The organism is Trinickia soli, from assembly GCF_002879855.1.
Taxonomy (GTDB): domain Bacteria; phylum Pseudomonadota; class Gammaproteobacteria; order Burkholderiales; family Burkholderiaceae; genus Trinickia; species Trinickia soli.
Genome location: NZ_PNYB01000004.1, coordinates 97,160 through 123,388 on the forward strand (window position 1 = coordinate 97,160; position 26,229 = coordinate 123,388).

Consider the following 26,229-nt stretch of genomic DNA (forward strand, 5'->3'; position numbering starts at 1 on the left):
GCAGAACCTTGAAACGGGCCGCGCATCGCGTGCGGCCCTCGCGCTCACAGCGCCGGCAGCACCATCGCGTGGGCGGCCTGATTTTGCCTGACGCGGAACGCCGCAAGACGCTCGGCATACTCGCTCGACGTACCGGCGAGCAGCGACACGGCGAACAACGCCGCATTCGCCGCACCCGCCTCGCCGATTGCGAATGTCGCCACCGGCACGCCCTTGGGCATCTGCACGATCGAATGCAACGAATCGACGCCCTTCAGATACTTGCTGGCCACCGGCACGCCCAGCACCGGCACGGTGGTCTTCGCTGCCAGCATGCCGGGCAGATGCGCCGCCCCGCCCGCGCCTGCGATGATCGCGCGCAGGCCGCGCTCGCGCGCGTGCTCGGCGTAATCGAACATCTCGTCGGGCATGCGGTGCGCCGATACGACCCGGGCTTCGTACGGTACGCCGAAGTCCTGCAGAATCGCCACCGCGTGCTTCATGACGTCCCAATCGGAACTCGAGCCCATCAGCACGCCGACGAGCGGCGCGCTATGCGTGTGGGCGGATTGGACTACTTCGCTCATCGTGCAGATTTCCTTTCCAAGCCGGCGCGCTTACGCGAGCTTCTGTCCCGTCAATCGTTCGAGCGCTTCCTGATACTTCTCGCTCGTCTTGGCAATGACGTCCGCAGGCAGCGTCGGCGCGGGCGCCGTCTTGCCCCAGTCCTGGGCTTCGAGCCAATCGCGCACGAACTGCTTGTCGAACGACGGCGGGTTCGTGCCGACCTGGTACTGGTCGGCCGGCCAGAACCGCGACGAATCGGCCGTCAGCGCCTCGTCCATGAGGAACGGCTGACCGTGGCTGTCGAGGCCGAATTCGAACTTCGTATCGGCGATGATGATGCCGCGCGTGGCCGCATACTCCGATGCTTCCTTGTAAAGCCTGATCGAAATGTCGCGGATCGTCGCGGACAGTTCGGTGCCGATGCGGCGCTCGCACTCTTCGAACGTGATGTTCTCGTCGTGATGGCCCATCTCGGCCTTCGCCGCCGGCGTGAAAATCGGCTCGGGCAACTTCTGCGCATTCGCGAGCCCCGGCGGCAGCGCGACGCCGCAGACGGCGCCCGTCGCCTGGTAATCTTTCCAGCCGCTGCCGGCAAGGTAGCCGCGCACGACGGCCTCGACGAGGATCGGCTCGAGGCGCTTGACGACGACGGCGCGCCCCTTCACCTGCTCGACTTCGTCGGCGGCGACGACCGTTTCCGGCGCAATTCCGGTCATGTGGTTCGGCACGATGTGCTGCAGGCGCTCGAACCAAAAATTGGCCATCTGGTTCAGCACTTCGCCTTTGCGCGGAATCGGCTCACCCATGATGACGTCGAACGCCGACAAACGATCGGTCGTGACGATCAGCAACTTGTCGTTGCCGACCGCGTAGTTGTCGCGGACCTTGCCGCGGCCGAGCAGCGGCAGCGAGCGGAGCGAAGATTCGTAGAGGGTAGACATCGTCGTGAGCCGTCAGTCAAAGTGATGAACGAATGAAACGAAAGGCGTTCGAACGGAACGCCATGCGGTGGGCGGCCGAACGGGCAACCCACCCACACCGGAAACCACACAACACCAAACGCTGCAAAACAACAAAAGGCAAACGCCGTTCCCATCGATTGATCGGAACGGCGATCGATTCACGCTCGCCGCACATCACGCGCGGCGCATCGCGACAGGCGGATCAGCGCACCACTTGCGCCAGTTCGCCCGCCTTGTACTTCTCCGCCATCTTGTCGAGCGAGATCGGCTTGATCTTGCCCGCCTGCCCTTCGCAGCCAAACGCAACATAGCGATCGACGCAGATCTTCCTGGCGGCTTCGCGCGCCGGCTTCAGGTAATCGCGCGGATCGAACTTGGCCGGGTTCTCGAACAGATAGCGGCGGATCGCACCGGTGATCGCCAGACGCAAATCGGTGTCGATGTTCACCTTGCGCACGCCATGCTTGATCCCTTCCTGAATTTCCTCGACCGGCACGCCGTACGTTTCCTTCATGTCGCCGCCGAACTCGCGAATCTCGGCCAGCAGATCCTGCGGCACCGACGACGAACCGTGCATGACGAGGTGCGTGTTCGGGATGCGGGCGTGGATTTCCTTGATGCGGTCGATGGCGAGGATGTCGCCCGTCGGCTTCTTCGTGAACTTGTAGGCGCCGTGCGAGGTGCCGATGGCAATGGCCAGCGCGTCGCATTGCGTCTTCTTCACGAAATCGGCGGCCTGCTCGACATCGGTCAGCAACTGCTCGCGCGTCATCGTCCCTTCCGCGCCGTGGCCGTCTTCCTTATCGCCCTTCATCGTCTCGAGCGAGCCGAGCACGCCAAGCTCCGCCTCGACCGTGACACCGATCGAGTGCGCCATCTCGACGACCTTGCGCGAGACGTCGACATTGTATTCGTACGATGCAACCGACTTGCCGTCGGCCTCGAGCGAGCCGTCCATCATGACGCTCGTGAAGCCGCTGCGAATTGCAGCCATGCAGACGGCCGGCGATTGCCCGTGGTCCTGATGCATGACGACCGGAATATGCGGGTACGACTCGACCGCCGCTTCGATCAAGTGGCGCAGGAATGCCTCGCCCGCGTATTTGCGGGCGCCTGCCGACGCTTGCATGATAACGGGGGCGCCGACCTGATCCGCCGCGGCCATGATCGCTTGCACTTGCTCGAGGTTATTTACGTTGAACGCCGGCAGGCCATAGCCGTGCTCGGCGGCGTGGTCCAGCAGTTGACGCATTGATACGAGAGGCATGCTGTACTCCTTGGATTGAAATCTGTGGTGCTCGGTCGGCACTTTCTGGTGCGAATTCGCGATTTTATCGCGAAGCGCGAACCCCTCCGTCATTCGGGGGCGCGGGGCGCCGGCCATGCGCCGCTGCGCCCCGCTCCATGGGCAGCGGACCCGATCAGTACGGATCCCCCACGCGCACGATCTTCAGCGTGTTGGTGCCGCCCGCCTGGCCCATCGGCTCGCCGACCGTCAGCACGATCATGTCGCCGCGCGAAGCGAAGCCCTTCTTCACGACGACTTCGACGGCCTGCTTCAACGCCTGATCGCGATCGCTGTTGGGCTCGACCGCCAGCGGCGTGACGTTGCGGTACAGCGCCATGCCGCGCTCGCTCGCCACGCGCGAAGTCAACGCGAAGATCGGCACGTGCGACCAATGACGCGAGAGCCAGAGCGCCGTGGCGCCCGATTCGGTCAGCGCCACGATCGCCTTCGCACCGAGGTGGTAGGCCGTAAACAACGCACCCATCGCGATCGACTGGTCGATGCGCGTAAAGGTTCGATCGAGGAAATCCTTGTCGAGCTCGACGTGCTCCGATTTCTCCGCTTCGATACAGATCGCGGCCATTGCCTCGATCGTCTGCACGGGATACTTGCCCGCTGCCGTTTCGGCCGACAGCATCACGGCGTCGGTGCCGTCGAGCACGGCATTGGCCACGTCCGACACTTCGGCGCGCGTCGGCACGGGCGCGTGGATCATCGACTCCATCATCTGCGTGGCCGTGATGACGAGCTTGTTCGACTCGCGCGCCATGCGGATCATGCGCTTTTGCAGCGCGGGCACGGCGGCGTTGCCCACTTCGACGGCCAGATCGCCGCGGGCGACCATGATGCCGTCCGATGCGTCCAGGATGCCCTGCAGCGCGGGGATCGCTTCCGCGCGCTCGATCTTCGCGATCATTTTCGGCTTGTTGCCGTACGGCACGCCGGCAATGTTCGCGAGCTGGCGCGCCATTTCCATATCGGTCGCGTTTTTCGGAAAGGACACGGCAATGTAATCGACGCCGATCGACATCGCCGTGCGGATGTCTTCCATGTCCTTGGCCGTCAGCGCAGGCGCCGTCAGGCCGCCGCCCTGGCGGTTGATGCCTTTGTTGTTCGAGAGCTCGCCGCCCACTTTGACGATCGTATGAATTTCTTCACCGATGACGCGCGACACCGTCAACACGATGAGGCCGTCGTTGAGCAGCAGCACGTCGCCGGGCCTCAGATCGCGCGGCAAGTCGCGGTAGTCGAGCCCGACGCGCTCGTCGTTGCCGAGCGCGCAGTTCGCATCGAGGATGAACGGCTGGCCGGGCTCCAGCATCGTCTTGCCCTGCTCGAACCGGCCGACGCGGATCTTCGGGCCCTGCAAGTCGGCCATGATGGCGACCTCACGCCCCGTCTGACGCGCCGCCTCGCGCACGTGCTCGGCGCGCTGGCGGTGATCGTCGGCCGTGCCGTGCGAAAAATTCAGGCGTACCACGTCGAGGCCCGCTTGCATCATCTGCAAAAGGATCTCGGGCGAACTCGATGCCGGTCCGATCGTGGCGACAATCTTGGTGGCGCGATGCATGTATCTCCTCGTCTGAGTGATGTCACTGGTAAACGCGTTGCGAGACGATGCGTCGGGCGCCTGGGGCGAAGCGCTCGTGCTGGGTGGCGCGCCGGTTCGTGCCGGCGTCGCTTTCTTTAAAGTCGAATCTGAAACGGCTTCGGACGCTGCAGGGGCTGAAGCTGCAACGACCGGAACCTGTGCCGCTGTGCCGGCCAGCGGCACGGCGACGGGCTCGACCGGCAATGCCGCGGCGCCGGCCTGCGCCGGCGTCGGGTTGCCGGCCGGCGCGTCGACGGCGCCAGCCTTCGTTACACGGCGGGTCGCCTGGGCTGAGCGGCCCGCCGATTGCCTGGTCGGTTTCGGAGCGCGGGCGCTCACGATGAGGCTCGCGATTCGAGCACTTCGACCGCGGGCAGCTTCTTGCCCTCCAGGAATTCGAGGAACGCGCCGCCACCGGTCGAAATGTAGCTCACCTTGTCGTGGATGCCGTATTTGGCGATGGCCGCCAACGTGTCGCCGCCGCCGGCGATCGAGAATGCCGACGACTGGGCGATCGCTCGCGCGAGGGTCTTCGTGCCGTTGCCGAACTGATCGAATTCGAACACGCCGACCGGGCCGTTCCAGACGATCGTGCCGGCGCTCGATAGCTGCGAGGCAAGCGCTTTCGCCGTTTGCGGGCCGATGTCGAGGATCATGTCGTCGGCTTCGATCTCGGCGACGGGCTTGACGACGGCGGCCGCCGTGGCGGAGAACTCCTTCGCGACCACGACGTCGGACGGGATCGGCACCGAAGCGCCGCGTGCGCGGGCGCCTTCGATAATGGCCTTCGCTTCGTTGACGAGATCGTGCTCGGCCAGCGATTTGCCGATGTTCAGACCGGCCGCCAGCATGAACGTATTGGCGATGCCGCCGCCGACGATCAGTTGATCGACCTTTTCGGCAAGCGATTTCAGGATCGTCAGCTTCGTCGAAACCTTCGAGCCGGCGACGATCGCCACGAGCGGGCGCTTCGGATTGCCGAGCGCCTTGCCGAGCGCGTCGAGTTCGGCTGCGAGCAGCGGGCCCGCGCAGGCGACTTTCGCGTATTTGGCAATCCCGTGCGTCGTGGCTTCGGCGCGATGAGCCGTGCCGAAAGCGTCGTTGACGTAGATGTCGCACAGCTGCGCCATCTTCTGCGCCAGCTCGTCGCTGTTCTTCTTCTCGCCCTTGTTGACGCGGCAGTTTTCGAGCAGGACGACTTGCCCGGGCGCAACGTTGACCCCGTTCTCGACCCAATTGGCGACGAGCGGCACGTCCCGGCCCAGCAGCTCGGCGAGCCGCTTGGCCACGGGCGCGAGCGAATCCTCAGGCTTGAACTCGCCCTCGGTCGGACGCCCGAGGTGGGACGTCACCATGACCGCCGCACCGGCGGCCAGCGCCGCTTCGATGGCGGGCACCGAGGCGCGCACGCGCGTGTCCTCGGTGATGTTGCCCTGGTCGTCCTGCGGCACGTTGAGATCGGCGCGGATGAAGACGCGCTTGCCGGATAGCAAGCCCTTTGCGATCAGATCGGAGAGACGCAATACTTGGCTCATGGGAATGTACGCAGGTTGATTGGCGGACGGTGGCGCGTGCGGAGAGCGGGTGGACCGGGGTCGAACGAGGGCCGAACAGGGGTCGAACCGGCTCACGGCACGGCGGCAGTCGTCCATTTTAGCCGATCGGCCCCTGGTCCAAGCCGATGCGCGGACGAATGTCGCGTATTCGGGGAACGTATGTCGTATTTGCGTGAATCGCGCGGCGCTCGTTGCCGTGCGCGGCACGCGTCCTTGTTACGCCCAAAAGCGCAACGCCGTATAGGCCAGCATGCCGACGACGATCGTGCCGAGCATGCCGCGCCGCCACAGAAACCAGGCCAATCCGGCCACGGTGCCGTAAAACGCGTGGTTCGAGAGCGCGAACGACAGCCCTTGCGGCGTTTGCAACACGTCGGGCAGGACCACGGCGACGAGCGCCGCGGCTGGTGCATAGCGCAGCGCCCGTTGCACGCGCTCGGGCAGCACGGCGCGCTCGCCGCCGAGCAGGAAGAAGGCGCGCGTGGCGGCCGTCACGAGCATCATGCCGACGATCGCGAGCCAGATGTGCGTGGCCGACATCGTTCAGGGCTCCTTGCCAAGGTCGGTGCGCCGGCCGACGGGGCGCGCCGCGCGAATCCGGCGCAAGTCGGCGCGCTCGGCCACCACATCGGCGATGCTGCCCGCCCCGATCGCGGCGAATACGGCGAGCGGCAGCGCAAGCCGGTACGGCAGATCGATCGCGATCAGCGCGACCACGCCGGCTGCGGCGGCTGCCGCGAGCGTCGAGCGGTTCATGACGGCGGTGACGATCAGCGGCACGAGGGCGAGGGTCCCGGCCAGCGCCAGCCCCCAATTGTCGGGAATGGCGCTGGCGAGCAGGATGCCGGCGATCGACGACACCTGCCAGAACACCCAGCTCACGACCGACATCCCCCAGAAATACGCCTCTTTGCCCGGCACGTAGCCTTTCGCGAACGCCTTCTTCTGAAACAGCAGGTAAATCACGTCGCCGTTGAAGTAACCGAGCATGGCGCGTCGCCAAAACGGCAGATAGGAGAAATGCGGCGCGAGCCCCGCGCTGAAGATGACAAACCGCGTGTTGACCATGGCGGCCGTCAGCAGGACGGTCCAGATCGGTAGCTTGGCTGCGAGCAGCGGCAGGATCGCGAGCTGCGCCGAGCCCGCATAGACGAGCAGCGACATACCGAGCGCCTGAGGCACGGTCAGGACCGACTTGCTCATCGCGACGCCCGTGACGAGGCCCCAGGAGAACATCGCCATCAGCGTCGGCGAATAGTCGCGCATACCGCTCTTGAAGGCGGCGCGGTCGGCGGGGCTGAGGCGAGCAAACATGGGCGGCGCGTGGCGCCGGCGCGCCATCCATGCGCCCGTCGCTCATCGTTTGAGTAGGAAGGTGTCCGATTATAGAGGCCGATTGACCCAAAGCAGCCAGAACCGTGATCGGCACTGTGGCAAAAGACGCTAAAATGCCGAACTCAACGGGCAAGCCCGCCGCAACCCTAGGAGATTCGTATGTCAATGGCCGATCGTGACGGCAAGATCTGGATGGACGGCAAGCTGATCGACTGGCGCGATGCCAAGATCCACGTTCTCACGCATACGCTGCACTACGGCATGGGCGTCTTCGAAGGCGTGCGTGCTTACAAGACGGTCGACGGCGCCACTGCAATTTTCCGCCTCAAAGAGCACACGAAGCGCCTCTTGAACTCGGCGAAGATCTTCCAGATGAACGTGCCGTTCGATCACGAGACGCTCGCCGCGGCGCAGTGCGAAGTCGTGCGCGAGAACAAGCTCGACACGGCCTACCTGCGGCCCATCATCTGGGTCGGCTCGGAAAAGCTCGGCGTCTCGGCGCGCGGCAACACGATCCACGTGGCGATCGCCGCCTGGCCGTGGGGCGCCTATCTTGGCGAGGAAGGCATCACGAAGGGCATTCGCGTGAAGACGTCGTCGTTCACGCGCCATCACGTGAACGTATCGATGGTACGCGCCAAGGCGTCGGGCTGGTACGTGAACTCGATCCTGGCGAACCAGGAAGCCACGGCGGACGGCTATGACGAAGCGCTGCTGCTCGACGTCGACGGCTATGTCTCCGAAGGTTCGGGAGAGAACTTCTTCCTCGTCAACAACGGCAAGCTCTATACGCCCGATCTGGCTTCGTGCCTGGACGGCATCACGCGCGACACGGTGATCACGCTGGCGCACGACGCCGGCATCGAAGTGATCGAAAAGCGCATCACGCGCGATGAGGTCTACACGGCCGACGAAGCCTTCTTCACGGGCACGGCCGCCGAAGTCACGCCCATCCGCGAACTCGACAACCGAACGATCGGCACGGGCTCGCGCGGGCCCATCACCGAAAAGCTGCAGTCGGCGTTCTTCGACGTCATCGCGGGCAAGAATCCGAAGTACACGCACTGGCTCACGAAGATCTGAACGATCCGAACCCAATCGAACGCACACGCCACACCGCCTATAACGAGAATCGTCTCATGAGTGAAACGAAGGAAATGCCGCTGGTCGAGCTGTCGGCCAAGGATCTACCCGCCTACTGCCCGAATCCGTCGATGCCGCGCTGGAGCGCGCATCCGCGCGTATTCATCGACGTCACGCATGGCGAAGCGCGCTGCCCCTATTGCGGCACGCGCTACAAGCTGCGCGACGGCGAAATCGTCAAGCACCACTGATTCGCCTCGCCCCGACGCGCCGCCCGGTGCGAACGCCGCGCCCGCCGTGGCGATTCGCCCGTGCGGCGTCGGTGCGTGATGAGCGACGTCAGCCGACGGCCGCCATGCCACGGGGCGACGCCCGATCGACCTTATCGCCGAATGCGGCGCGCCACGCGCGCTGCGCCAGCCCTTCTCTCGGACATACACACTGATGCGTCGCGCGTTGGTTATCGCACCGAATTGGATCGGTGACGCATTGATGGCGCAGCCGCTGTTTGCGCTGCTCAAGCAACTTCACCCCCGCCTCGTCATCGACGCCGTCGCGCCGACCTGGGTCGCGCCCGTGCTCGAACGTATGCCAGAAATCGGGTCGGTACACGCGACCGATCTCGCTCACGGCAAGCTGCAGCTACTCAGGCGTTGGCAACTCGCCAGCGACCTGCGCGAAAACGGCTACGACGCCGCCTACGTGCTGCCCAATTCGCTGAAGTCCGCCTTGATTCCCTGGCTCGCCGGCATCCGCCTGCGCATCGGCTACACGGGCGAAGGGCGCATCGGCCTGCTCAACGTGCGGCACGCGAACCCGGGAAAGGACGAGCGCGGGCCGATGGCGCAGCACTACGCCGCCCTGGCCTATGCGCCCGGTGCGGACATGGACGATCTCGCCGCGCGTTTGCCGATGCCGCGCCTCGAAGCCGATCCAAACGAATCGGTGAGGGTCTCGGCGCGCTTTCACCTCGACACGCGCGTTCCGCTGCTCGTGTTTTGCCCCGGTGCCGAATACGGCAGCGCCAAGCGCTGGCCCGTCGAACATTTCGCCGCGCTCGCACGCATCGTCGGTCAATCGTTCCCTTATACGCAGATCGTCGCGCTCGGGTCCAACAAGGACGCGCCGCTTGCTCAGGCAATCGCCGAACAAGCGCCGAACGTGCGCAACCTGTGTGGGCAAACGGCGCTGGGCGAAGCCTGCGCGCTGATTGCCCGCGCGGGGGCCGTCGTCAGCAACGATTCGGGCCTCATGCATGTCGCCGCGGCGTTGCGCCGGCCGCTCGTCGCCATCTACGGATCGAGCGATCCGCGCCACACCCCGCCGTTATCGGACTTTGCGAAGGTACAATGGCTGCATCTCGAGTGCAGTCCCTGCTTTGCGCGCGAGTGTCCGCTCGGCCATTTGCGCTGCCTGCGCGAGCTCTCGCCGGAGCAGGTGTTCGCCGATTTGCGCGCCATGCTGGTTGGCGAGCGCTGACGCACGGAAGGCCGCGCGCCTTTATGCGTTCATTGAGCGTGGACGCCGCTGACCGAGCCCGACCGACCGCACCGAGCCCGGCGCGATTTTCCGCGCGTAACTCAGAGCCCAGAGAGCCATGCCACGTTTCGCCCGCTTATTCGAAGCTGCAGCCGACACACTCAACGCGTTCTATCAAACCGTCGCCGACGGCAGCCTGGATGCGTTGATGGCCCTTTGGATCGACGAAGAGTTTGCGAGCTACGTCAACGGCAGCGGGGCGCACTGGCACGGCGTGGATCAGATCCGCGCGGGACTCGTTGCGCTGTCCGATGCACACGCACTGCCGACGGCGATCGAGCCGCTCGACGTGCGCGTCTACGACAGTCTCGGCACGGTGGTCTACACGGTCGCGGAAGCACATCGGTTCGAGGAGCCGCTTGCGCCGCCGCGGATGGTCTATGCAACGTACGTGATGGTTCATGAGCGCGGCGAATGGCGAATCGCGCATATTCACGCGAGCCCGATGCCGGTACAAACGGCCAGCGAGTTCGCCGCCAAGATTCGACACGGACAAGGGGCATTGCATTAAGGCCCGCGGTATCGGCGCTCGTGCGTCGGCGGCGGGCCTGTCTTTGGGGATAGTCATGGGCACGACACATGACAAACCGGCTTCGTCGCCGGCCGCGGCCGCGTTGGCCTCCGACAGGCTCGTCGAGTTGCTCTACAACCCACCCCGATGGTTGCCCACCAGCCACGCCCAGACGATCGTTCCCGCCCTGTTCGCCCGCCGTCCCGACGTCGACTATCTGCGCGAGCGCTGGGACACGCCCGACCAAGACTTCATCGATCTCGACTGGCTCGCCTATCCCGCCACCGCGGCCCCTGCGCCCGACGCGCCGCTGTTCGTGTTGTTCCATGGGCTCGAGGGCAGTTCGGATTCGCACTACGCACGCGTGCTGATGGCGTCGGCGCGCTCGCTCGGTTGGCACGGCGTCGTGCCGCACTTTCGCAGTTGCAGCGGACCCATCAATCTCGCGCCGAGGTTTTATCACCTCGCCGACAGCGCCGAAGTCGACTGGGTGCTGCGGCGGCTACATGCGTCGCATCGCGGACCGATCGTCGTCGCCGGCGTCTCGCTCGGCGGGAACGTGCTGCTGCGCTGGCTCGGCGAGCGCGGCCGTGACGCGTCGTTCGTCGCGGCGGCAGCGGCCATCTCGACGCCGCTCGACGTCCATGCCGGGGGCCGTGCGCTCTCGCAAGGGTTCGCGCTCGTCTACACCATGAGCTTTTTGAAGACGCTCAAGCGCAAGGGGCTGCAGAAGCTCGATCAGTACCCGGGACTGTTCGACCGCGATGCGATGCTGGCCTGTCGCACGATGTACGAGTACGACAACGTCGTCACCGCGCCGCTGCACGGCTTTAGCGATGCCGAAGAATATTGGACACGTGCGACCACGCTCCCGCTGCTGCCCGAAGTCGTCGTCCCCACGCTCGTGCTGAACGCACGCAACGACCCGTTTCTACCGAGCGCCGCACTGCCGACACGGGCCGAGGTCTCGCCCGCGATCGAACTCGATCAACCAGCGGCGGGCGGGCACGTAGGCTTTATGACGGGCCCTTTTCCGGGCCGGATCGATTGGCTGCCGCGGCGCGTCTTCAACTTCCTCGAACCGCACGCGCGCAATGGATGACATCGTCAAGGCCGCACTCGCCAAATGGCCCAACGTGCCCGACTGCAAGGGCTGGCTATTGCTGGACCGGCGCGGCCAGTGGCGCATGCGCGATGAAGGCGCGCAGGCGCGCGGCGAGCCAGGTACGCCGATTCGCCATGCCGCGCTGATTGGCTTCATCGAACGCAACTACGAGTGCGATGACCAAGGGCGCTGGTTTTTTCAGAATGGGCCGCAGCGCGTGTTCGTCGAGTTGGCTTACACGCCGTGGGTCGTCAGGCTCGCGCTGCCCGTAGCCGGGGATCCCGCGTTGACGGACCAGACGGGCGCGCCGTTCGATCCGGCCGGCGCGCTCCTCGACGATGAAGGCGGCGTGCTGTTCGTCGACGCGTCGCAGCCGGCCCGCGTCGCACTGTTGCACGATCACGACCTCGAACTTTTCACGCGGCTGGCCGCGCTCGACGCCGATGGATCGGCGGGCACGTTTAACTGGCGGGCCGGCGAAACGTTGCCGATCGAACCTGTAGAGCACGCCCAAGTGCCGACGCGCTTCGGCTTCGTCACAAGCCCCGCTGCGGCCGCGCCCGCTTCGGTCTGACCCCGCGCCGCGCGGGTTAGCCGCTCCCGCGGGATTCACCCGCTCTTTCGTTGTTAAGCCCGGCAACCGTCCGAGGGTCTACCCCGATTGCGCCGGATGCCGACTCATACAAACATATATATGACTAGTTGACCACATGTGCTGACCCTACGCACACCGAGGAAATGACCTATGCAGGCCGACCAACGCCTTCCCCGCTATCAACGCCTGCGCGACGAGCTCGCCGCGCAGATCGGTCAACACCGATGGCGCCCCGGTGAAGCCATCCCCACTGAGCAAGAGTTGTCCCGCTCGCATGGGGTCGCCGTCGGCACCGTGCGCAAAGCCATCGATCAGCTCGTTGCCGAAGGCATGCTCGAACGGTTTCAGGGACGCGGGACGTTCGTGCGCCGAGCCAGCTTCGACGGCTCGCTGTTCCGCTTCTTCCGCTTCCAGAATCGCCGCGGCGAACGGCGCATCCCGACCAGCCGGATTCTCATGCGCGAGGTCGTTGCGGCCCCTTCGGCCGTCAGCGCTGCGCTGCAGATCGACGCCGATGCGCGCGTCATTCATATGTCGCGGCTGCGTCTGATCGACGAGCACCCGATTCTGGCTGAAGAAATCTGGCTGCCCTACGAGCGCTTCGCCTCGTTCGCCACGCTGGCGGCCGATGAAATCGGCGACCTGCTTTATCCCGTCTATGAATCCCAATGCAATCAGGTGGTCGCATCGGCCACCGAGACGCTGACCGTCGAAACGGTGGACGTCATGTATGGGCGGTTGCTGCGGATCGAACCCGGCACGCCCGTCGTCGTCATCGAACGGCTCGCTTACGGGTACGACCGCCGCCCGCTCGAATGGCGACGCTCGCGCGGGCCGGCGAGCGAGTTTCTTTATCAGGTCGAGATCCGGTAATCGAGCCGGGCGACCCTACAACATAGGCCCGCGCCGTAGAGCCGGACGTGGGCCGTCGATCGGAGACAAAGATGTTCAGCTGGTTCAAGGAAATTTCCCCCACCGAACGCCGCACCTTCTGGGCGTGCTTCGGCGGCTGGGCGCTCGACGCGCTCGACGTGCAGATGTTCAGCCTCGTCATTCCCGCGATGATCGCGGAATGGGCGATCAGCAAGACCGAAGCGGGCTTGGTCAGCGGCGCGACGCTGGTTGCATCCGCGTTGGGCGGCTGGATTGCGGGCGCACTCGCCGACCGCTTCGGCCGCGTGCGGACGCTGCAACTCACCGTCGCGTTCTTCTCGGTCTTCACCTTTGCCTGCGCGTTCTCGCAAAACTTCAGCCAGTTCCTCGTGCTGAAGACGCTCCAAGGCTTCGGTTTCGGCGGCGAATGGGCCGCCGGGGCCGTGCTGATGGCCGAGTCGATTCGCGCGCAGCATCGCGGCAAGGCCATGGGTACGGTGCAAAGCGCCTGGGCCGTGGGCTGGGCCGCCGCCGTCTTGCTGTACACGGCCATGTTCTCCCTGCTGCCGGGTCCGATGGCATGGCGCGCCATGTTCGCGTTGGGGCTGCTGCCCGCGCTGCTCGTCATCTACGTGCGACGCGGCGTGCCCGAGCCGATCGTACCGGCCGACAACTCGACGACGCGCAGTTCCGGCAAAACGAACGTCCGCTCCGGTGACGCCGCCGCCATTCCGTTCTTCGCGATTTTCTCGCCGCGCGTGCTGCGCATGACGCTGACCGGCGCCTTGCTCGGCGTCGGCGCACATGGCGGGTATTACGCGCTGATGACGTGGTTGCCCACGTATCTGAAGACCGAACGACACCTGTCGGTCCTCGGGACCGGCGGCTACCTGGCCGTCATCATCTTCGCGTTCTTCTGCGGATGCGTCGCCAGCGCCCAATTGCTTGATCGCATCGGCCGACGCGGAACGATCCTGTTGTTCTCGATTGCGTGCGTCGCCACGGTCCTGGTCTACCTGTTCGCGCCGCTGACGAACGGCGCGATGCTCGTCGTCGGCTTTCCGCTCGGTTTTTTTGCTGCCGGCATTCCGGCCAGCATGGGCGCGCTGTTCAACGAGCTGTACCCGCGTGGCATGCGCGGCACGGGCGTCGGCTTTTGCTACAACTTCGGGCGCGTCGTCTCCGCGGCCTTCCCCGTGATGGTCGGCCATCTCGCCAAGACGACGACGCTCGGCTTCGCGATCGGCACCGATGCGGCCATCGCCTACGCCATCGTCGCGTTGGCCGTCCTGATGCTGCCTGAAACACGGGGACGCGCGCTCGCCGACACCTTGCCGGCCGACGACGAACACCCCAGCCCGGCCCAGGTCGCGCACGCGCGCCGATGACTTGACGGGCAACACGCGCCGGGCGTGGGGCCTTCTCGCGCCCCGCTTCATAACGATTGACGATCGGAGACAACCGAATGGCGAACGGTAAGCTCACCCGCCGAACTTTCAACCAAGGACTATTGGCCATGTTGACGACGACCGCGCTGGGCGCCTGCGCGGCTACGCCCAAGCCCGAGAGCGCCGGCAAGATCACCGCGATCGACACGCATGCGCATGTGTTTTCTCACGACCTGCCGCTCGCGCAGCGGCGACGCTATGCGCCGTCCTACGACGCGCCGCTTTCGCGCTACCTCGCGCAGCTCGACGCACATGGCGTATCGCACGGCGTGCTGATCCAGCCGAGCTTTCTCGGCACCGACAATCGCTATCTCGTGCAATCGATCGCGCGGGCGCCTGCGCGTCTGCGCGGCATTGCCGTCATCGACCCAGCCGCAGTCGCAGCCGATCCGGGCCAGCTCGATGCGCTCGCGCGCGCGGGCGTCGTCGGCATCCGGCTCAATCTGTTCAGCCTGCCCGACCCGGACTATTCGAGCGCCGCCTGGCAGGCGACGCTCGATCAGATCGCCTCGCTCGGCTGGCAGGTCGAAGTCCATTGCGAGGCGCAGCGGCTGCCGCAAGTGGTCGGCCCGCTCGTCGAGCGAAAAGGCGGCGGAATCAACGTCGTCGTGGATCATTTCGGCCGGCCGAAGCCGGCGCTTGGCGTCGACGATCCGGGCTTCCGTTATCTGCTGACGCTCGGCACGACGCGGCGCGTGTGGGTCAAGGTGTCAGGCGCTTACCGCAATGCCGCGCGCAAGACGGGAGCGGACGGCAGCGCGACGGCGCTGGCTGCGATGCCGCTCTTGCAAGACGCCTTCGGCCTCGATCGGCTGGTCTGGGGCAGCGATTGGCCGCACACGCAGTTTGAACATGTCGAAAGCTACGACGCCGTCTATGCGCTGATGCTCAAGCAGCTGCCGACCGAGCGCGAACGACGCGCCGTGCTCGTCGACACGCCTGCGCGGCTCTTTCGGTTCGTTTGACGCTTCGTTTGAGGCTTCGTGTGACGTTTGGGCCGGATCGATAGCGCGTTCGGGCCTTCGATGGCCGCGGGTCAGCGACGGGCGGCCGGCAGGCGACTGCTAACATAGCCGCAATTCGAAGGAGGATGAGATGCCTGAATTGACCCATTTCGACGCGGCCGGCCAAGCGCATATGGTCGACGTCGGCGGCAAGGACGAAACGAAGCGAATCGCCGTTGCACGCGGCTCGATTCGGATGAAGGCCGAAACGCTTGCGCTGATCCGCGACGGTCATGCAAAAAAAGGCGACGTCTTGGGCGTTGCGCGCATCGCCGCGATTCAAGGCGCGAAGCGCACGGCCGATTTGATTCCGCTCTGTCACCCCCTCGCGCTGACGCGCGTCGCGATCGAATTCGAGTTGGACGAAACGCTTCCGGGCGTGCATTGCACGGCGCAGGTTGAAACGCTCGGCCGCACCGGCGTCGAGATGGAAGCGCTGACGGCCGTGCAGGTGGGACTGCTGACCGTCTACGACATGTGCAAGGCAGTCGATCGTGGGATGGTCATCACCGATGTGGGCGTGCAGGAGAAACGCGGTGGGAAGTCGGGGGATTGGCACGCGCCGGGGACGACCGGTTGAGCCTGGGCTCGCTCGACGCTGCCCCCAGAGGACCGTTCCCGTCGCCTGGCTTATGAGGTGACAACGTCATTGGCGTTGTTAAGGTTCCAAGCGCCGCACCCGACTCTCGTTCCCGCGTGTCGCACTGGATCGGTGAGGCCGCCCCGCTCCCATGCGAACGCGGGTGACGATCCGCTTCATCAGCCAAAAAGCCGGATCGAATCCGGCAACCCGCATCTGGGCAGTTTTCTTCAATACCCGCCCCCAGCGCCGCCTCTATCGTTTGGTTTCCCCAACCAGACAACCCAACGGCGTGCGATGGACATCTTTCTCTCTATGGCGGCGTTCGCGCTCGCCTCGTCGATCACCCCTGGCCCCGTGAATCTCGTCGCACTAGGCAGCGCCCTTCAGTACGGATTGGGCGCCAGCATGCGCCATGTCACAGGCGCCACCTTCGGCTTCACGCTGCTACTGCTGCTGACGGGCTTCGGCCTGCGCGAATTGTTGACGCTGTTGCCAGGCTTGACCCGGTTCATCCAATGGGCCGGCGTCGCGTTTCTGCTTTATCTGGCTTATAAGCTGGCCGTCGACGATGGCCGCATCGGCCTGCGCAACACGGCGAGCGGCCCTTCGCTCATGAAAGGGGCTGCCATGCAGTGGCTGAACCCCAAAGCATGGATCGCATCGGTCGCCGGCATGGGCGCCTACGCTGCAAACGGCGACTCGCATGTCGTTTGGCGATTCGCTGCGATCTATTTCGTGGTCTGCTACGCGTCGATCTCGTGCTGGGCCGCAGCGGGATTGCTGTTACGGCGGCATCTGCAATCGCCGGCAACGGTGCGGATGTTGAACCGGACGATGGCGATCATGCTTGCCGGTAGCGCCGCGTACCTGCTGCACGCATAAATCGCTCGAACCGGTTACCCGCGGTACTGTCCCGGCGTCGCGGCGACGAATTGCTTGAATACGCGCTGCAAATGCGCTTGATCTGCGAAGCCCGCTTCGACGGCAACATCGGCGATCGGCCGCCGCCGTTTCAACTGCGCTTTGCAGTATTCGATACGGCAGTTGACCTGGTAGGTATGCGGCGTCATCCCGTATCTTTCCTTGAATGCCCGAATCAAATAAGACTCCGAGAGATTGCCCGCCGCGCAGATTTCTTTGAGCTTTAACGACTGCGTGCAATTCGCCCTGATGTAGTCGGCGACATAAGCGAGCTTGCGATTCCCCTCTTTCGCTACAGACGGCGCCGGATTCAGAATCTGCTGCGCATCGGCGAAGTAGTCAACCGCGGCGCATTCCTTCTTCAGATGATCGGCGTGATCGTCAGTCAACGTGGCATAGAGCTGATTCAACCCGGCATACAGCCGGGCGTCGCTCGTCGCACGTGTGGAAAATGCCTGAAAACCCAGGCTTTCTCGAAACCCGAGTGCATGCTGAAGATCGGTCAACCAGCCGGTATCGACGTAGAACATCCGATACGACCAGGGCTCATGGTCGATCGGGTTGCAGGCGTGCACATCGCCGGGGTTGATGACGACAACCATACGCGCGCCAACGCGTTCCCAACCATTGCCGTTCAGGTAGCCGCTGCGTCCGCCCGTAATCGCACCGATCGAGAACGATTCATGCGTGTGTCGCGCATAGCAAACCTTGCGACCGTCCTTCACTTCGCGCACTTCGATGAACGGCAACGCCGCATCGCGCCAGAAGCTCGGCGTCGCTGGGTCTTTCGGTGAACGAGCCGCCATGATTTGCCCGAGTGATCCGATCCAATTCCCGGGCGGATGCCGCACCGGCCGCATCGCGACTCAGTCGTCGCTTTCGTCTTCGTCGCCGGCGCCCTTCGGCGCTGGCCCGTAGCGCTTTACGAGTTCCGCCTTGAACGCTGCAAGCTTCGGCTCGTTGTCGCACAACTCGTACAGCGCGGCCAACTGCGCCGGCCAATCGTGCAGCACGCCGGCAAAGATCTTCAGCCGCTCCACGGTATCGAAAGCCTCGTCCTGTTTGCCGTCGAGCGCGAGCAACACCGCGTAGCGTCGCAGCACCGTCTCGCCCGGCAGCAGCGCCAACGCCTTCTCATGCATGGCAAGCTTCGTCGGCAAATCGGTGCCATCGATCGGCAGCAGCGTCGCCATGCCGTATTCGCCCCACGCGCCGAACAGCACCGACGGCGCCGCCCGATACTCGTCAGCGGGATGGGCGCCGTAGTACAGCACCTCGGCCCGCGAATAGTCGCGGTAAATCGGATGCAGCGCGGCGAATCCGCCGGCGACGAGCAGTAGCTGCCATCCCAACGCCACGCGTGGCGGCACGAACGTGAGCGGCTTCGTCTCCAGAATGCCAAAGACGAACATGGCGGGCAGCAGGAAGAACATGTACTGCTGCGGATACTCGACGAGCGCGTGCATCAGCAGCACGCCGATCAACGCCAAGCCGAACACGCGGTCCGCCGTATGTTGCGCGCGCAACACGCGCCAGAGCCAGGCCAGCAATCCCAACAACACGATGGCCAGACCCACGATACCCGTCTTCGCCAGCAAATCGACCACGATATCGTGCGAATTGTTGGCTATCTCGACATCGCCGAGCCGCTTCACGAGTTCGTACTCGAAACGCGGAAATTCGCCCCAACCAACGCCAAGGAGTGGATGCTGCGTGAACATCGTCCAGCCGTACTTCCACATCGCCAGGCGCAAGACAAACTGGCTTTTATCCTGGAAGCGGTGCGCCGCCGAGACATCCAAACCGAAATCGAAGCGTGCGTTCGCCCAGCGCACGGCAACGTTCACCGCGAAAAACAGAACGACGAGCCCGACTGGAATCATCCAGGCGCGCAGGCTGCGACGCCGTCCTCCGTATGCCCCTTCGCGCGGCGCCACGAGCGCCATCCAAAACCCGGCCACGACGATGACGGCCGTCTGTAGCCAGGGCCCGCGCGAGACCGTCAACGCCTGCCCCAGAATGCAGACCGCCGAAACGACAGCCCAGACGAGCACGTTCAGACGGCGCTTCTGCACGAGATACATGGCGGCCGCAAGGGCGAAAGCAATGACCGTCGCAAGATGGTTCGCTTGTGCCATGTTGCCGAACGGCCGACGCTCGTTCGTCACGTTGTACGCCACGACAAACGGGGCGAATCGCGTTTCCGCGTGAAACAGCTGGACGATCTGGCAAAACACGGCAAACAGCCCGCCGACGATCAAGCCGCCCGCCGCCCAGCGCAGGGCGCACTCGGCGGCGCCCGCGCGAGCAAGCCCATAGCCGGCCTGCGTCGCCATCACGGCGGCCAGCAAGAAGCCGGCGCCGAGCCACGCCATCGAAGGCTGCGCGAGCGGCAGGACAAACGTCTGCAGGACCAGTAAAGCACCAAACGCAAACGGGACGAGCGCAACGGCTGGCAGCGCGTAGGGAATGCGCGGCCGTGCCGTGACCGACAACAGCAAGACGGACGCGCCGACGAGCAGGTAAAGCGACAGCGCCGTGTATTCGGCGTAGAAGGTCGGTATCGGATACGTATGGTTCGTTACCGCATACGGCAGCACCAACGCGAAAGCCAGCGACGTGAATGATAGATAGCGAGCAAATGGAAAGGTCATGAGGGTATGGACCGTCGGCAACCGGCGCACTATACAAAAGTTTTCTTTCAGTGTGCGCGCCCATTTGCTTGCCGCACGCATTCACGCACGGCATTCGGGCGGCGCAAGCTTGCCCGGCAACGTCGCACCGGCGACCGGGCTCGGCCCGGGCCCCGGCGCGGGCAGCGAGGACGACAGCTTGCCCGACGCGAAACACTCCCAGGTCAATGCCCCGCCCAGCGCGGCGCCCGACTCGAGCGCAATGCGCGAGGTTGGCGGATCCGACGCGTCGGGCAACGACGGCACAAGCACGAGCGTCTCACTGCCGGCCGGCGCCACTCGCGAGGTATAGCGGATCGCGATTTCTCCGGTCGCGTCGTCGATTTCGATCGACTCGACGTTGCGCGTGCCGGGCGGCGCAACGTACCCGCTGCCAAACACATTGCCACCGGCGGCGTTTTCCGCCACCGCAAGGCGCGCGCCCGACGCCAGCGCAAGCCCCTCGCCGACGCGGCTGCGCGCCAGATAGTCCTGATAGGCCGGCACCGCGTAAGCGGCGACCACGCCGACGATAGCCAGCACGATCATGAGCTCGATCAGCGTAAAGCCGCGTCTGCCGGTTTCGTGTGCTCCGCACGCGGATAACGCGAACGACGTGCACGCATGGTCCGGCGCAGGCGGTTCCAACCGGTGCGCGGCGACGCGGCCCAGAAGCAAATGGAGAAAAGAAACAGCAACGGCAGGCATCGGCAGGTACGCTCCTCGAACGACGGCCCGCCAACGAAGGGGCGGGCAACGGATTCAAAGCGTACCGACGTGCGCGGTCAGAGGGCAGTCGGCCGAATGGTTAGGATGTCCGCGGCGGCGCGAGGCGCGCCGATCCGGTTACCCGTCAGCGACTATGGTCGCGGGTGCGAACCCGCCGCGGCCTCGCGCCGCTGTGCGCGCCGCTTGAGCCAATAGCCGAGGAGCACGACGAACAAGGCGCCGGCGATCTGCGCCCCGTATTCGGCGGCCGTCGTATCGAGCAGCGGCCAGCGATCGCCGGCGGGGTCGTTGACGATGAGCCCGCCCGCGATCCAACCGAGCAAGGCCGCGCCCAACGTGACGATGACGGGGAACCGGTCGAGCATCCGCAGCACGAGCGTGCTGCCCCAGACGATCAATGGAATGCTTACGACGAGCCCGAATATGACGAGTGCGATGCGATGGTCGGGATCGGCCGATTCGGCCGCGCCCGCGATGGCGATGACGTTATCCAGGCTCATGACGGCGTCGGCGATGATGATGGTCTTGATCGCCGCCATCAGCTTGTCCGCGGGCTTGATGTTTTCATGCGCGTCATGGCTCGGCGCCATCAACTTCACGCCGATCCACAACAGCAGCAAACCGCCGCCGAACTTCAAGAACGGAACGTCGAGCAGCGCAACGGCAAAGGCAATCAGAACGACACGCAGAACGATCGCGCCTACCGTCCCCCACAGCACGCCCCGTATGCGCTGGGCCGCCGGCAACTTACGGCAGGCAAGCGCGATCACGACGGCATTGTCGCCGCCAAGCAGGATATCGATGATGACGATCTGGAAGACCGCCCCCCAGTGAAGCGTCGAGAAGAATTCGAGCATGGCGTGGAGCATGAGGGCAATCAGCGTTCCTGGCAAATGGGCGGCACCGATAAAAAAAACGAGGAAGCAACGTATCGCTCCCTCGCTTCTTTTCGTCTGTCGGCAGCCTTACGAAAGAGTTTCGGAAGGATACCAAAAACGCCTGCCGAAGACTTCGGCATGCGCCTTTTACAGAATCGACTTCAGCAGACGCCCCATTTCCGACGGGTTGCGCGTCACCTTGATGCCGCAGCCGTCCATGATTTCGAGCTTCGCGTCAGCCGTATCGGCACCGCCCGAGATGAGCGCACCGGCATGGCCCATACGCTTGCCCGGAGGCGCCGTGACACCGGCGATGAAGCCGACGACGGGCTTCGTCATGTTGTCCTTGATCCAGTAAGCCGCGTTGGCTTCGTCCGGACCGCCGATCTCGCCGATCATGATGACGGCGTCCGTTTCGGGATCGTCGTTGAACATCTTCATGACGTCGATGTGCTTCAGACCGTTGATCGGGTCGCCGCCGATACCGACCGCCGACGATTGGCCGAGGCCCAGCGCCGTCAACTGCGCCACGGCTTCATACGTCAGCGTGCCCGAACGCGACACGACGCCGATGCGGCCCTTGCGGTGGATGTGGCCCGGCATGATGCCGATCTTCAGTTCGTCGGGCGTGATCGTGCCCGGGCAGTTCGGCCCGAGCAGCAGCGTCTTGCGGTTTTCACGACGCATGCGATCGCGCACTTCGATCATGTCGCGAACGGGGATGCCTTCGGTGATGCAGATTGCCAGGTCGAGGTCGGCTTCGACCGCTTCCCAGATCGCCGCAGCCGCGCCTGCCGGCGGCACATAGATGACCGACACGGTTGCGCCCGTTTCGGCCTTCGCTTCCTTCACGCTGGCATAAATGGGAATGCCTTCGAAATCTTCGCCGGCCTTCTTCGGATTGACGCCCGCGACGAATGCTTCACGGCCGTTCGCGTATTCGCGGCATGCGCGCGTATGGAACTGGCCGGTCTTGCCGGTGATGCCCTGCGTGATGACCTTCGTGTCTTTGTTGATCAGAATCGACATGTATGACCTCTGTTCGTTCGGCGTCGCGCTGCGCCCGCCCGTGCGATCTCGCACAAGCTGGGACGCAATCGCGCCGCCATACGTATCCCTTAAGGGCCCCCCAACCTGACGCGATGCGTCAGCCCCCCGAAGGGGTCATGAAAACCTGGGACGGCCCGGCGTTTTCATGGAGCGCCCTTACTTGCCCGCGGCAGCCGCGACGACCTTCTGGGCCGCTTCTTCCATGCTGTCCGCCGAGATGATCGGCAGGCCGGATTCGGCGAGCATCTTCTTGCCCAGATCTTCGTTGGTGCCCTTCATACGCACGACGAGCGGCACGTTCAGGTTCACGGCCTTTGAGCCGGCGATCACGCCTTCCGCGATCACGTCGCAGCGCATGATGCCGCCGAAGATGTTGACGAGGATCGCCTTCAGGCCCGGGTTCTTCAGCATGAGCTTGAACGCTTCGGTGACCTTCTCGGTCGTGGCGCCGCCACCGACGTCGAGGAAGTTCGCCGGCTCGCCGCCGAACAGCTTGATCGTGTCCATCGTCGCCATGGCGAGGCCCGCACCGTTCACGAGACAGCCGATGTTGCCGTCGAGCGAGATGTACGCGAGGTCGAACTTCGATGCTTCGATTTCCGCCGGATCTTCTTCGTCCAGATCTCGGTACGCGACGATTTCCGGATGACGGAACAGCGCGTTCGAATCGAAGTTGAACTTGGCGTCGAGCGCGATCACCTTGCCGTCGCCCGTCAGAATCAGCGGGTTGATTTCGGCCAGCGATGCGTCCGTTTCCCACGTGGCCTTGTAGAGGCCTTGCAGAATCGCGCGCGCTTGCGGAATCGAAGCGTCGGGCACGCCGATCTTGCGGGCGAGATCGTCGGCTTCCGAATCGAGCAGACCCTTCGACGGATCGACGGCCACCTTGTGGATCGCTTCCGGCGTCTTCGCAGCAACTTCTTCGATGTCCATCCCGCCTTCGCTCGACGCCATCACGACGACCTTCTGCGACACGCGATCGATCACGAGGCCGACATACAGTTCCTTCTTGATGTCCGCGCCTTCTTCGATCAGCAGGCGGTTGACCTTCTGGCCTTCGGGACCCGTCTGGTGCGTGACGAGCTGCATGCCGAGGATCTGGTTCGCGTACTCGCGAACCTGCTCGAGCGACTTGGCCACCTTCACGCCACCGCCCTTGCCGCGGCCGCCTGCGTGGATCTGCGCCTTCACGACCCAGACCGGGCCGCCGAGCTCTTCAGCGGCCTTGACCGCGTCATCCACCGAAAACACCGGCTTGCCGCGCGGTACCGCGACGCCGAATTTCCGCAGGATTTCCTTACCCTGGTACTCGTGAATCTTCATGCGTGATTCCCTTCAGTCTGAGAGTTGGATTGAACTTCGTGATCGTTATCGTTTAACGCCTGCGAGCCGACCGCAGCGGAGGCCTCCGTTCGGGCCACGTGTATGGGCCCATCGGAGGCCGATGCCCCATGTGCCAGGCTGCGCGGTACGTGACCGTACCAGCGCGGATAGAAGCGCCGTACCGCTTCGCCGTCGAACCGCAGCGCATGGCAGCGGTCGAGTTGAAACGGCGGTTCGCGATGCGTTCGCTCGCTGGCGGACTCGCGCTCCGGCGTGTCCGTTGCGCTGTCGCGCGTGCTCCAGACGTCGCCGGCGAATGCCTGAATCGCGGCGGTCGGCAAAACGGAGCAAAGTTCGGTGAGATGCGTGCAGCCTGCCGTTCCGGCGAGCAAGCGCCGTGCGTGGCGGCGGAAATCCTGGAGGAGGTTGAGACCGATGAGAGCGCGGTAGGCGGGATTGGCAGCTTCGCAGTGACCGGGATAGGGCACCCATTCCGACGACGCTTCGGCGTCGACGATAGTGAGGGCACGGTCGATAGTAATGCGGAGCCAGAGTTCATGGATCGGTAGGCCTTTCGGCCGGACACCGGGCGCCAATGCGACATCGCGCGGCTTGTGATCGGTCAGACACGCCTCGATATCCCACAGGCCGTCGTCACGCTCGTAAGCTTCCGCTCGGATTGCGCGGCGATGGCGCAACTGGCGGGAGACGGGCGGCGGAAGCGGCATGCGGGGGGAACGGCTGCAGAGGAAAACCTGGCGATTTTACCATACTGAGTATTTGAGACGCCGGCATCCCATTTCGTAGTAGCTCGCGTGCGGTTTGTCTGGAGTTCGCGTTGCGTTTGGCAACGACTCACTCGTCGCTCCAATCTTCGTCGCCCGCTTTGAGGACCTGGGCGATCGTGGTGTGCGAGAACCCGCGCATGGCAAGAAAGCGCGCCTGCCTGGCCCGATCCGCCGGCGACTGCGGCAACTGCCCGAACTTCTTGCGCCACACGGCTAGTGCGCGGGCGCGCTCGGTATCGCGTAACTGTGAGCCGACCGATTCGATAAGGCTCTGGTCGAGCCCGTGCTGACGCAGTTCGCTGACGATGCGGCTCGCACCCATGCGCGCAGAGCGCCGGTTCATCAGGCTCTCGGCAAAGCGCACATCGGACAGCCAGCCTTCGCGTTCGAGGGAATCGAGAAGCGGATCGAGCGCATCGCCTTCTTCGACGAACGGCGCCAATTTACGAGTCAGCTCGGCGCGGCTGTATTCGCGCCGCGAGAGGTAGTCGATCGCTCGCGCTTTGAGCGAGCGAACCGGCCGGCGCGCGCGACCGGTCGACTCCGGCCCGGAATCAAGCCCGGAATCAGACTCGAAACCAGGCTCCAAACCAGACTCGAAATCAGGCTTCGGTGACGACGCCTCCGGCGCCGCCCGCCCTTTCCGTATCACGCGGGGCTTACTCTTCTTCGCCGGCTACTTCGACGTCGCCACCGCTTGCGGGCATTGCATTGACGCCGAGCGATTCGCGAATCCGGTTTTCGATCTCGCGCGCGATATCGGGATTCTCACGCAGGAATTCGCGTGCGTTGTCCTTGCCTTGACCGATTCGCTCGCCGCTGTAGCTGTACCAGGCACCGGCCTTGTCGACGATCTTCGCTTGCACGCCGAGATCGATGATTTCGCCCTGGCGCGAAATGCCTTCGCCGTAGAGGATATCGAAGATCGCTTCGCGGAACGGCGGAGACACCTTGTTCTTGACGACCTTCACGCGCGTTTCGTTGCCGATCACTTCGTCGTTCTTCTTGATCGAGCCGATCCGGCGGATATCGAGCCGCACCGACGCGTAGAACTTCAGCGCGTTGCCGCCCGTCGTGGTTTCCGGGTTGCCGAACATGACGCCGATCTTCATCCGGATCTGGTTGATGAAGATGACGAGGCAGTTCGTGCGCTTGATCGTGCCCGTCAGCTTACGCAGCGCCTGCGACATCAGACGCGCCTGCAAGCCCGGCAGCGAATCGCCCATTTCGCCTTCGATTTCGGCCTTGGGCACGAGCGCCGCCACGGAGTCGATCACGATCATGTCGATCGAGCCCGAACGCACCAGCGCATCGGCGATTTCGAGCGCCTGCTCGCCCGTATCGGGTTGCGAAACGAGCAGATCGTTGACATTGACGCCGAGCTTCCCCGCGTATTGGATGTCGAGCGCGTGCTCGGCATCGATAAACGCCGCGGTGCCGCCGAGCTTTTGCATTTCGGCGATGACCTGCAGCGTCAGCGTGGTCTTACCGGACGATTCCGGCCCGTAGATCTCGACCACGCGCCCACGCGGCAAACCGCCGACGCCAAGCGCGATATCGAGGCCGAGCGAGCCCGTCGACACCACCTGGATGTCCTCGGCCACTTCGCCGTCGCCGAGCCGCATGACCGACCCTTTGCCGAACTGCTTTTCGATCTGCGCGAGCGCGGCGGCGAGCGCCTTGCTCTTTTCAGCCGTCAGTCCAGCCGAGCCTTTCTTGCTTTCTTCCATGAATCGTCCTTTGCTATGATGAGCGGGCGTCTGAGCCGGGCGGGCCGGGTGAAGAGGCGCTCACACCCTGGGCAGGTGGCGCGCTCGCGACACATTCGCGACACATCTTCCGGCTGGCG

The 26,229-nt window shown here is 64.5% G+C and carries 26 protein-coding genes and 1 pseudogene; 11 read left to right on the top strand and 16 right to left on the bottom strand.

The window, feature by feature from the left end:
- Nucleotides 1-44 precede the first annotated feature (44 nt).
- The 7 genes from purE to C0Z19_RS06335 all read right to left on the bottom strand — a co-directional run bounded on the left by purE (nucleotide 45) and on the right by C0Z19_RS06335 (nucleotide 7,257).
- The gene (gene purE, locus C0Z19_RS06305; protein ID WP_102608947.1) at nucleotides 45-566 is read right to left on the bottom strand and encodes a 5-(carboxyamino)imidazole ribonucleotide mutase; all 522 of its coding nucleotides are present in this window, start codon (nucleotides 564-566) and stop codon (nucleotides 45-47) included.
- A 30-nt stretch (nucleotides 567-596) separates the two neighbouring features.
- Nucleotides 597-1,487 (bottom strand): phosphoribosylaminoimidazolesuccinocarboxamide synthase, encoded by an 891-nt coding sequence (locus C0Z19_RS06310; RefSeq protein ID WP_102608948.1) that lies wholly within the window; start codon nucleotides 1,485-1,487, stop codon nucleotides 597-599.
- A 223-nt stretch (nucleotides 1,488-1,710) separates the two neighbouring features.
- Complete coding sequence (gene fba / locus C0Z19_RS06315; protein ID WP_102609129.1) at nucleotides 1,711-2,775, bottom strand: class II fructose-bisphosphate aldolase; 1,065 nt, start codon at nucleotides 2,773-2,775, stop codon at nucleotides 1,711-1,713.
- A 154-nt stretch (nucleotides 2,776-2,929) separates the two neighbouring features.
- The gene (gene pyk, locus C0Z19_RS06320; RefSeq protein ID WP_102609130.1) at nucleotides 2,930-4,366 is read right to left on the bottom strand and encodes a pyruvate kinase; all 1,437 of its coding nucleotides are present in this window, start codon (nucleotides 4,364-4,366) and stop codon (nucleotides 2,930-2,932) included.
- Between the two features lie 356 nt (nucleotides 4,367-4,722).
- On the bottom strand, nucleotides 4,723-5,922 hold the full coding sequence (locus C0Z19_RS06325) for a phosphoglycerate kinase (RefSeq protein ID WP_102608949.1): 1,200 nt from the start codon (nucleotides 5,920-5,922) through the stop codon (nucleotides 4,723-4,725).
- 237 nt (nucleotides 5,923-6,159) lie between these two features.
- Nucleotides 6,160-6,483, bottom strand: a complete 324-nt coding sequence (locus C0Z19_RS06330; protein ID WP_102608950.1) for an AzlD domain-containing protein — start codon at nucleotides 6,481-6,483, stop codon at nucleotides 6,160-6,162.
- 3 nt (nucleotides 6,484-6,486) lie between these two features.
- Nucleotides 6,487-7,257 carry an AzlC family ABC transporter permease gene (locus C0Z19_RS06335; protein ID WP_102609131.1) on the bottom strand — a complete coding sequence of 257 codons (771 nt, stop codon included), beginning with the start codon at nucleotides 7,255-7,257 and terminating at the stop codon, nucleotides 6,487-6,489.
- 180 nt (nucleotides 7,258-7,437) lie between these two features.
- Between C0Z19_RS06335 and C0Z19_RS06340 the strand changes: the two genes are divergently transcribed.
- The 11 genes from C0Z19_RS06340 (at nucleotide 7,438) to C0Z19_RS06390 (ending at nucleotide 16,901) form a co-directional block, all read left to right on the top strand.
- Entirely contained in the window at nucleotides 7,438-8,361 is a 924-nt protein-coding gene (locus C0Z19_RS06340) for a branched-chain amino acid transaminase (protein ID WP_102608951.1), read from the top strand.
- 56 nt (nucleotides 8,362-8,417) lie between these two features.
- A complete protein-coding gene (locus tag C0Z19_RS06345) occupies nucleotides 8,418-8,612 on the top strand; it encodes a zinc-finger domain-containing protein (protein ID WP_102608952.1) in 195 nt (64 codons plus the stop codon).
- A gap of 193 nt (nucleotides 8,613-8,805) precedes the next feature.
- On the top strand, nucleotides 8,806-9,840 hold the full coding sequence (gene waaF / locus C0Z19_RS06350; protein ID WP_102608953.1) for a lipopolysaccharide heptosyltransferase II: 1,035 nt from the start codon (nucleotides 8,806-8,808) through the stop codon (nucleotides 9,838-9,840).
- 118 nt (nucleotides 9,841-9,958) lie between these two features.
- Nucleotides 9,959-10,411, top strand: a complete 453-nt coding sequence (locus tag C0Z19_RS06355; protein ID WP_102608954.1) for a nuclear transport factor 2 family protein — start codon at nucleotides 9,959-9,961, stop codon at nucleotides 10,409-10,411.
- A gap of 55 nt (nucleotides 10,412-10,466) precedes the next feature.
- The gene (locus tag C0Z19_RS06360) at nucleotides 10,467-11,513 is read left to right on the top strand and encodes a YheT family hydrolase (protein ID WP_102608955.1); all 1,047 of its coding nucleotides are present in this window, start codon (nucleotides 10,467-10,469) and stop codon (nucleotides 11,511-11,513) included.
- Nucleotides 11,506-12,090, top strand: coding sequence for a DUF2946 family protein (locus tag C0Z19_RS06365; RefSeq protein WP_102608956.1), 585 nt, complete (start codon nucleotides 11,506-11,508; stop codon nucleotides 12,088-12,090). The genes C0Z19_RS06360 and C0Z19_RS06365 overlap by 8 nt, the downstream gene beginning before the upstream one ends.
- A 171-nt stretch (nucleotides 12,091-12,261) precedes the next feature.
- On the top strand, nucleotides 12,262-12,984 hold the full coding sequence (locus C0Z19_RS06370; protein WP_102608957.1) for a GntR family transcriptional regulator: 723 nt from the start codon (nucleotides 12,262-12,264) through the stop codon (nucleotides 12,982-12,984).
- Between the two features lie 71 nt (nucleotides 12,985-13,055).
- Nucleotides 13,056-14,372, top strand: coding sequence for an MFS transporter (locus C0Z19_RS06375; protein ID WP_102608958.1), 1,317 nt, complete (start codon nucleotides 13,056-13,058; stop codon nucleotides 14,370-14,372).
- Nucleotides 14,373-14,500: 128 nt separating this feature from the next.
- The gene (locus tag C0Z19_RS06380; RefSeq protein ID WP_175084036.1) at nucleotides 14,501-15,397 is read left to right on the top strand and encodes an amidohydrolase family protein; all 897 of its coding nucleotides are present in this window, start codon (nucleotides 14,501-14,503) and stop codon (nucleotides 15,395-15,397) included.
- 130 nt (nucleotides 15,398-15,527) lie between these two features.
- Nucleotides 15,528-16,016, top strand: coding sequence for a cyclic pyranopterin monophosphate synthase MoaC (gene moaC / locus C0Z19_RS06385; RefSeq protein ID WP_102608960.1), 489 nt, complete (start codon nucleotides 15,528-15,530; stop codon nucleotides 16,014-16,016).
- Between the two features lie 297 nt (nucleotides 16,017-16,313).
- Nucleotides 16,314-16,901 carry a LysE family translocator gene (locus C0Z19_RS06390; RefSeq protein WP_102608961.1) on the top strand — a complete coding sequence of 196 codons (588 nt, stop codon included), beginning with the start codon at nucleotides 16,314-16,316 and terminating at the stop codon, nucleotides 16,899-16,901.
- Between the two features lie 14 nt (nucleotides 16,902-16,915).
- Here the strand turns inward: C0Z19_RS06390 and C0Z19_RS06395 are convergent, their stop codons facing one another.
- From C0Z19_RS06395 to recA, 9 genes and pseudogenes are all read right to left on the bottom strand, one after another.
- Nucleotides 16,916-17,746 carry an AraC family transcriptional regulator gene (locus tag C0Z19_RS06395; protein WP_102609132.1) on the bottom strand — a complete coding sequence of 277 codons (831 nt, stop codon included), beginning with the start codon at nucleotides 17,744-17,746 and terminating at the stop codon, nucleotides 16,916-16,918.
- Nucleotides 17,747-17,806: 60 nt separating this feature from the next.
- On the bottom strand, nucleotides 17,807-19,594 hold the full coding sequence (locus C0Z19_RS06400; protein ID WP_102608962.1) for a Wzy polymerase domain-containing protein: 1,788 nt from the start codon (nucleotides 19,592-19,594) through the stop codon (nucleotides 17,807-17,809).
- Between the two features lie 81 nt (nucleotides 19,595-19,675).
- Complete coding sequence (locus C0Z19_RS06405) at nucleotides 19,676-20,320, bottom strand: pilin (RefSeq protein WP_102608963.1); 645 nt, start codon at nucleotides 20,318-20,320, stop codon at nucleotides 19,676-19,678.
- Nucleotides 20,321-20,472: 152 nt separating this feature from the next.
- The gene (locus C0Z19_RS06410) at nucleotides 20,473-21,198 is read right to left on the bottom strand and encodes a TerC family protein (protein WP_102609133.1); all 726 of its coding nucleotides are present in this window, start codon (nucleotides 21,196-21,198) and stop codon (nucleotides 20,473-20,475) included.
- Nucleotides 21,199-21,366: 168 nt separating this feature from the next.
- The gene (sucD, locus tag C0Z19_RS06415) at nucleotides 21,367-22,248 is read right to left on the bottom strand and encodes a succinate--CoA ligase subunit alpha (protein ID WP_102608964.1); all 882 of its coding nucleotides are present in this window, start codon (nucleotides 22,246-22,248) and stop codon (nucleotides 21,367-21,369) included.
- Nucleotides 22,249-22,425: 177 nt separating this feature from the next.
- Nucleotides 22,426-23,592, bottom strand: a complete 1,167-nt coding sequence (gene sucC, locus C0Z19_RS06420; protein WP_102608965.1) for an ADP-forming succinate--CoA ligase subunit beta — start codon at nucleotides 23,590-23,592, stop codon at nucleotides 22,426-22,428.
- Nucleotides 23,589-24,320, bottom strand: a complete 732-nt coding sequence (locus tag C0Z19_RS06425; RefSeq protein ID WP_102608966.1) for a DUF2889 domain-containing protein — start codon at nucleotides 24,318-24,320, stop codon at nucleotides 23,589-23,591. The genes sucC and C0Z19_RS06425 overlap by 4 nt, the downstream gene beginning before the upstream one ends.
- A 127-nt stretch (nucleotides 24,321-24,447) precedes the next feature.
- Nucleotides 24,448-24,912, bottom strand: a pseudogene (gene recX / locus C0Z19_RS06430) (recombination regulator RecX); the annotation flags it as partial.
- A gap of 127 nt (nucleotides 24,913-25,039) precedes the next feature.
- Complete coding sequence (recA, locus tag C0Z19_RS06435; RefSeq protein ID WP_102608968.1) at nucleotides 25,040-26,110, bottom strand: recombinase RecA; 1,071 nt, start codon at nucleotides 26,108-26,110, stop codon at nucleotides 25,040-25,042.
- Nucleotides 26,111-26,229: the final 119 nt, after the last annotated feature.

What these genes read in the sequence shown, in the direction of transcription:
- C0Z19_RS06310 (WP_102608948.1), bottom strand. Translation starts at nt 1,487, where the DNA reads ATGTCTACCCTCTACGAATCTTCGCTCCGCTCGCTGCCGCTGCTCGGC.
- waaF (WP_102608953.1), top strand. Translation starts at nt 8,806, where the DNA reads ATGCGTCGCGCGTTGGTTATCGCACCGAATTGGATCGGTGACGCATTG.
- C0Z19_RS06325 (WP_102608949.1), bottom strand. Translation starts at nt 5,922, where the DNA reads ATGAGCCAAGTATTGCGTCTCTCCGATCTGATCGCAAAGGGCTTGCTA.
- C0Z19_RS06405 (WP_102608963.1), bottom strand. Translation starts at nt 20,320, where the DNA reads ATGCCTGCCGTTGCTGTTTCTTTTCTCCATTTGCTTCTGGGCCGCGTC.
- C0Z19_RS06335 (WP_102609131.1), bottom strand. Translation starts at nt 7,257, where the DNA reads ATGTTTGCTCGCCTCAGCCCCGCCGACCGCGCCGCCTTCAAGAGCGGT.
- C0Z19_RS06375 (WP_102608958.1), top strand. Translation starts at nt 13,056, where the DNA reads ATGTTCAGCTGGTTCAAGGAAATTTCCCCCACCGAACGCCGCACCTTC.
- C0Z19_RS06380 (WP_175084036.1), top strand. Translation starts at nt 14,501, where the DNA reads ATGTTGACGACGACCGCGCTGGGCGCCTGCGCGGCTACGCCCAAGCCC.
- C0Z19_RS06355 (WP_102608954.1), top strand. Translation starts at nt 9,959, where the DNA reads ATGCCACGTTTCGCCCGCTTATTCGAAGCTGCAGCCGACACACTCAAC.
- C0Z19_RS06390 (WP_102608961.1), top strand. Translation starts at nt 16,314, where the DNA reads ATGGACATCTTTCTCTCTATGGCGGCGTTCGCGCTCGCCTCGTCGATC.
- C0Z19_RS06370 (WP_102608957.1), top strand. Translation starts at nt 12,262, where the DNA reads ATGCAGGCCGACCAACGCCTTCCCCGCTATCAACGCCTGCGCGACGAG.
- C0Z19_RS06345 (WP_102608952.1), top strand. Translation starts at nt 8,418, where the DNA reads ATGAGTGAAACGAAGGAAATGCCGCTGGTCGAGCTGTCGGCCAAGGAT.
- C0Z19_RS06360 (WP_102608955.1), top strand. Translation starts at nt 10,467, where the DNA reads ATGGGCACGACACATGACAAACCGGCTTCGTCGCCGGCCGCGGCCGCG.
- C0Z19_RS06340 (WP_102608951.1), top strand. Translation starts at nt 7,438, where the DNA reads ATGTCAATGGCCGATCGTGACGGCAAGATCTGGATGGACGGCAAGCTG.
- C0Z19_RS06395 (WP_102609132.1), bottom strand. Translation starts at nt 17,746, where the DNA reads ATGGCGGCTCGTTCACCGAAAGACCCAGCGACGCCGAGCTTCTGGCGC.
- fba (WP_102609129.1), bottom strand. Translation starts at nt 2,775, where the DNA reads ATGCCTCTCGTATCAATGCGTCAACTGCTGGACCACGCCGCCGAGCAC.
- C0Z19_RS06365 (WP_102608956.1), top strand. Translation starts at nt 11,506, where the DNA reads ATGGATGACATCGTCAAGGCCGCACTCGCCAAATGGCCCAACGTGCCC.
- C0Z19_RS06400 (WP_102608962.1), bottom strand. Translation starts at nt 19,594, where the DNA reads ATGACCTTTCCATTTGCTCGCTATCTATCATTCACGTCGCTGGCTTTC.
- sucC (WP_102608965.1), bottom strand. Translation starts at nt 23,592, where the DNA reads ATGAAGATTCACGAGTACCAGGGTAAGGAAATCCTGCGGAAATTCGGC.
- C0Z19_RS06425 (WP_102608966.1), bottom strand. Translation starts at nt 24,320, where the DNA reads ATGCCGCTTCCGCCGCCCGTCTCCCGCCAGTTGCGCCATCGCCGCGCA.
- moaC (WP_102608960.1), top strand. Translation starts at nt 15,528, where the DNA reads ATGCCTGAATTGACCCATTTCGACGCGGCCGGCCAAGCGCATATGGTC.
- C0Z19_RS06330 (WP_102608950.1), bottom strand. Translation starts at nt 6,483, where the DNA reads ATGTCGGCCACGCACATCTGGCTCGCGATCGTCGGCATGATGCTCGTG.
- pyk (WP_102609130.1), bottom strand. Translation starts at nt 4,366, where the DNA reads ATGCATCGCGCCACCAAGATTGTCGCCACGATCGGACCGGCATCGAGT.
- sucD (WP_102608964.1), bottom strand. Translation starts at nt 22,248, where the DNA reads ATGTCGATTCTGATCAACAAAGACACGAAGGTCATCACGCAGGGCATC.
- recA (WP_102608968.1), bottom strand. Translation starts at nt 26,110, where the DNA reads ATGGAAGAAAGCAAGAAAGGCTCGGCTGGACTGACGGCTGAAAAGAGC.
- purE (WP_102608947.1), bottom strand. Translation starts at nt 566, where the DNA reads ATGAGCGAAGTAGTCCAATCCGCCCACACGCATAGCGCGCCGCTCGTC.
- C0Z19_RS06410 (WP_102609133.1), bottom strand. Translation starts at nt 21,198, where the DNA reads ATGCTCGAATTCTTCTCGACGCTTCACTGGGGGGCGGTCTTCCAGATC.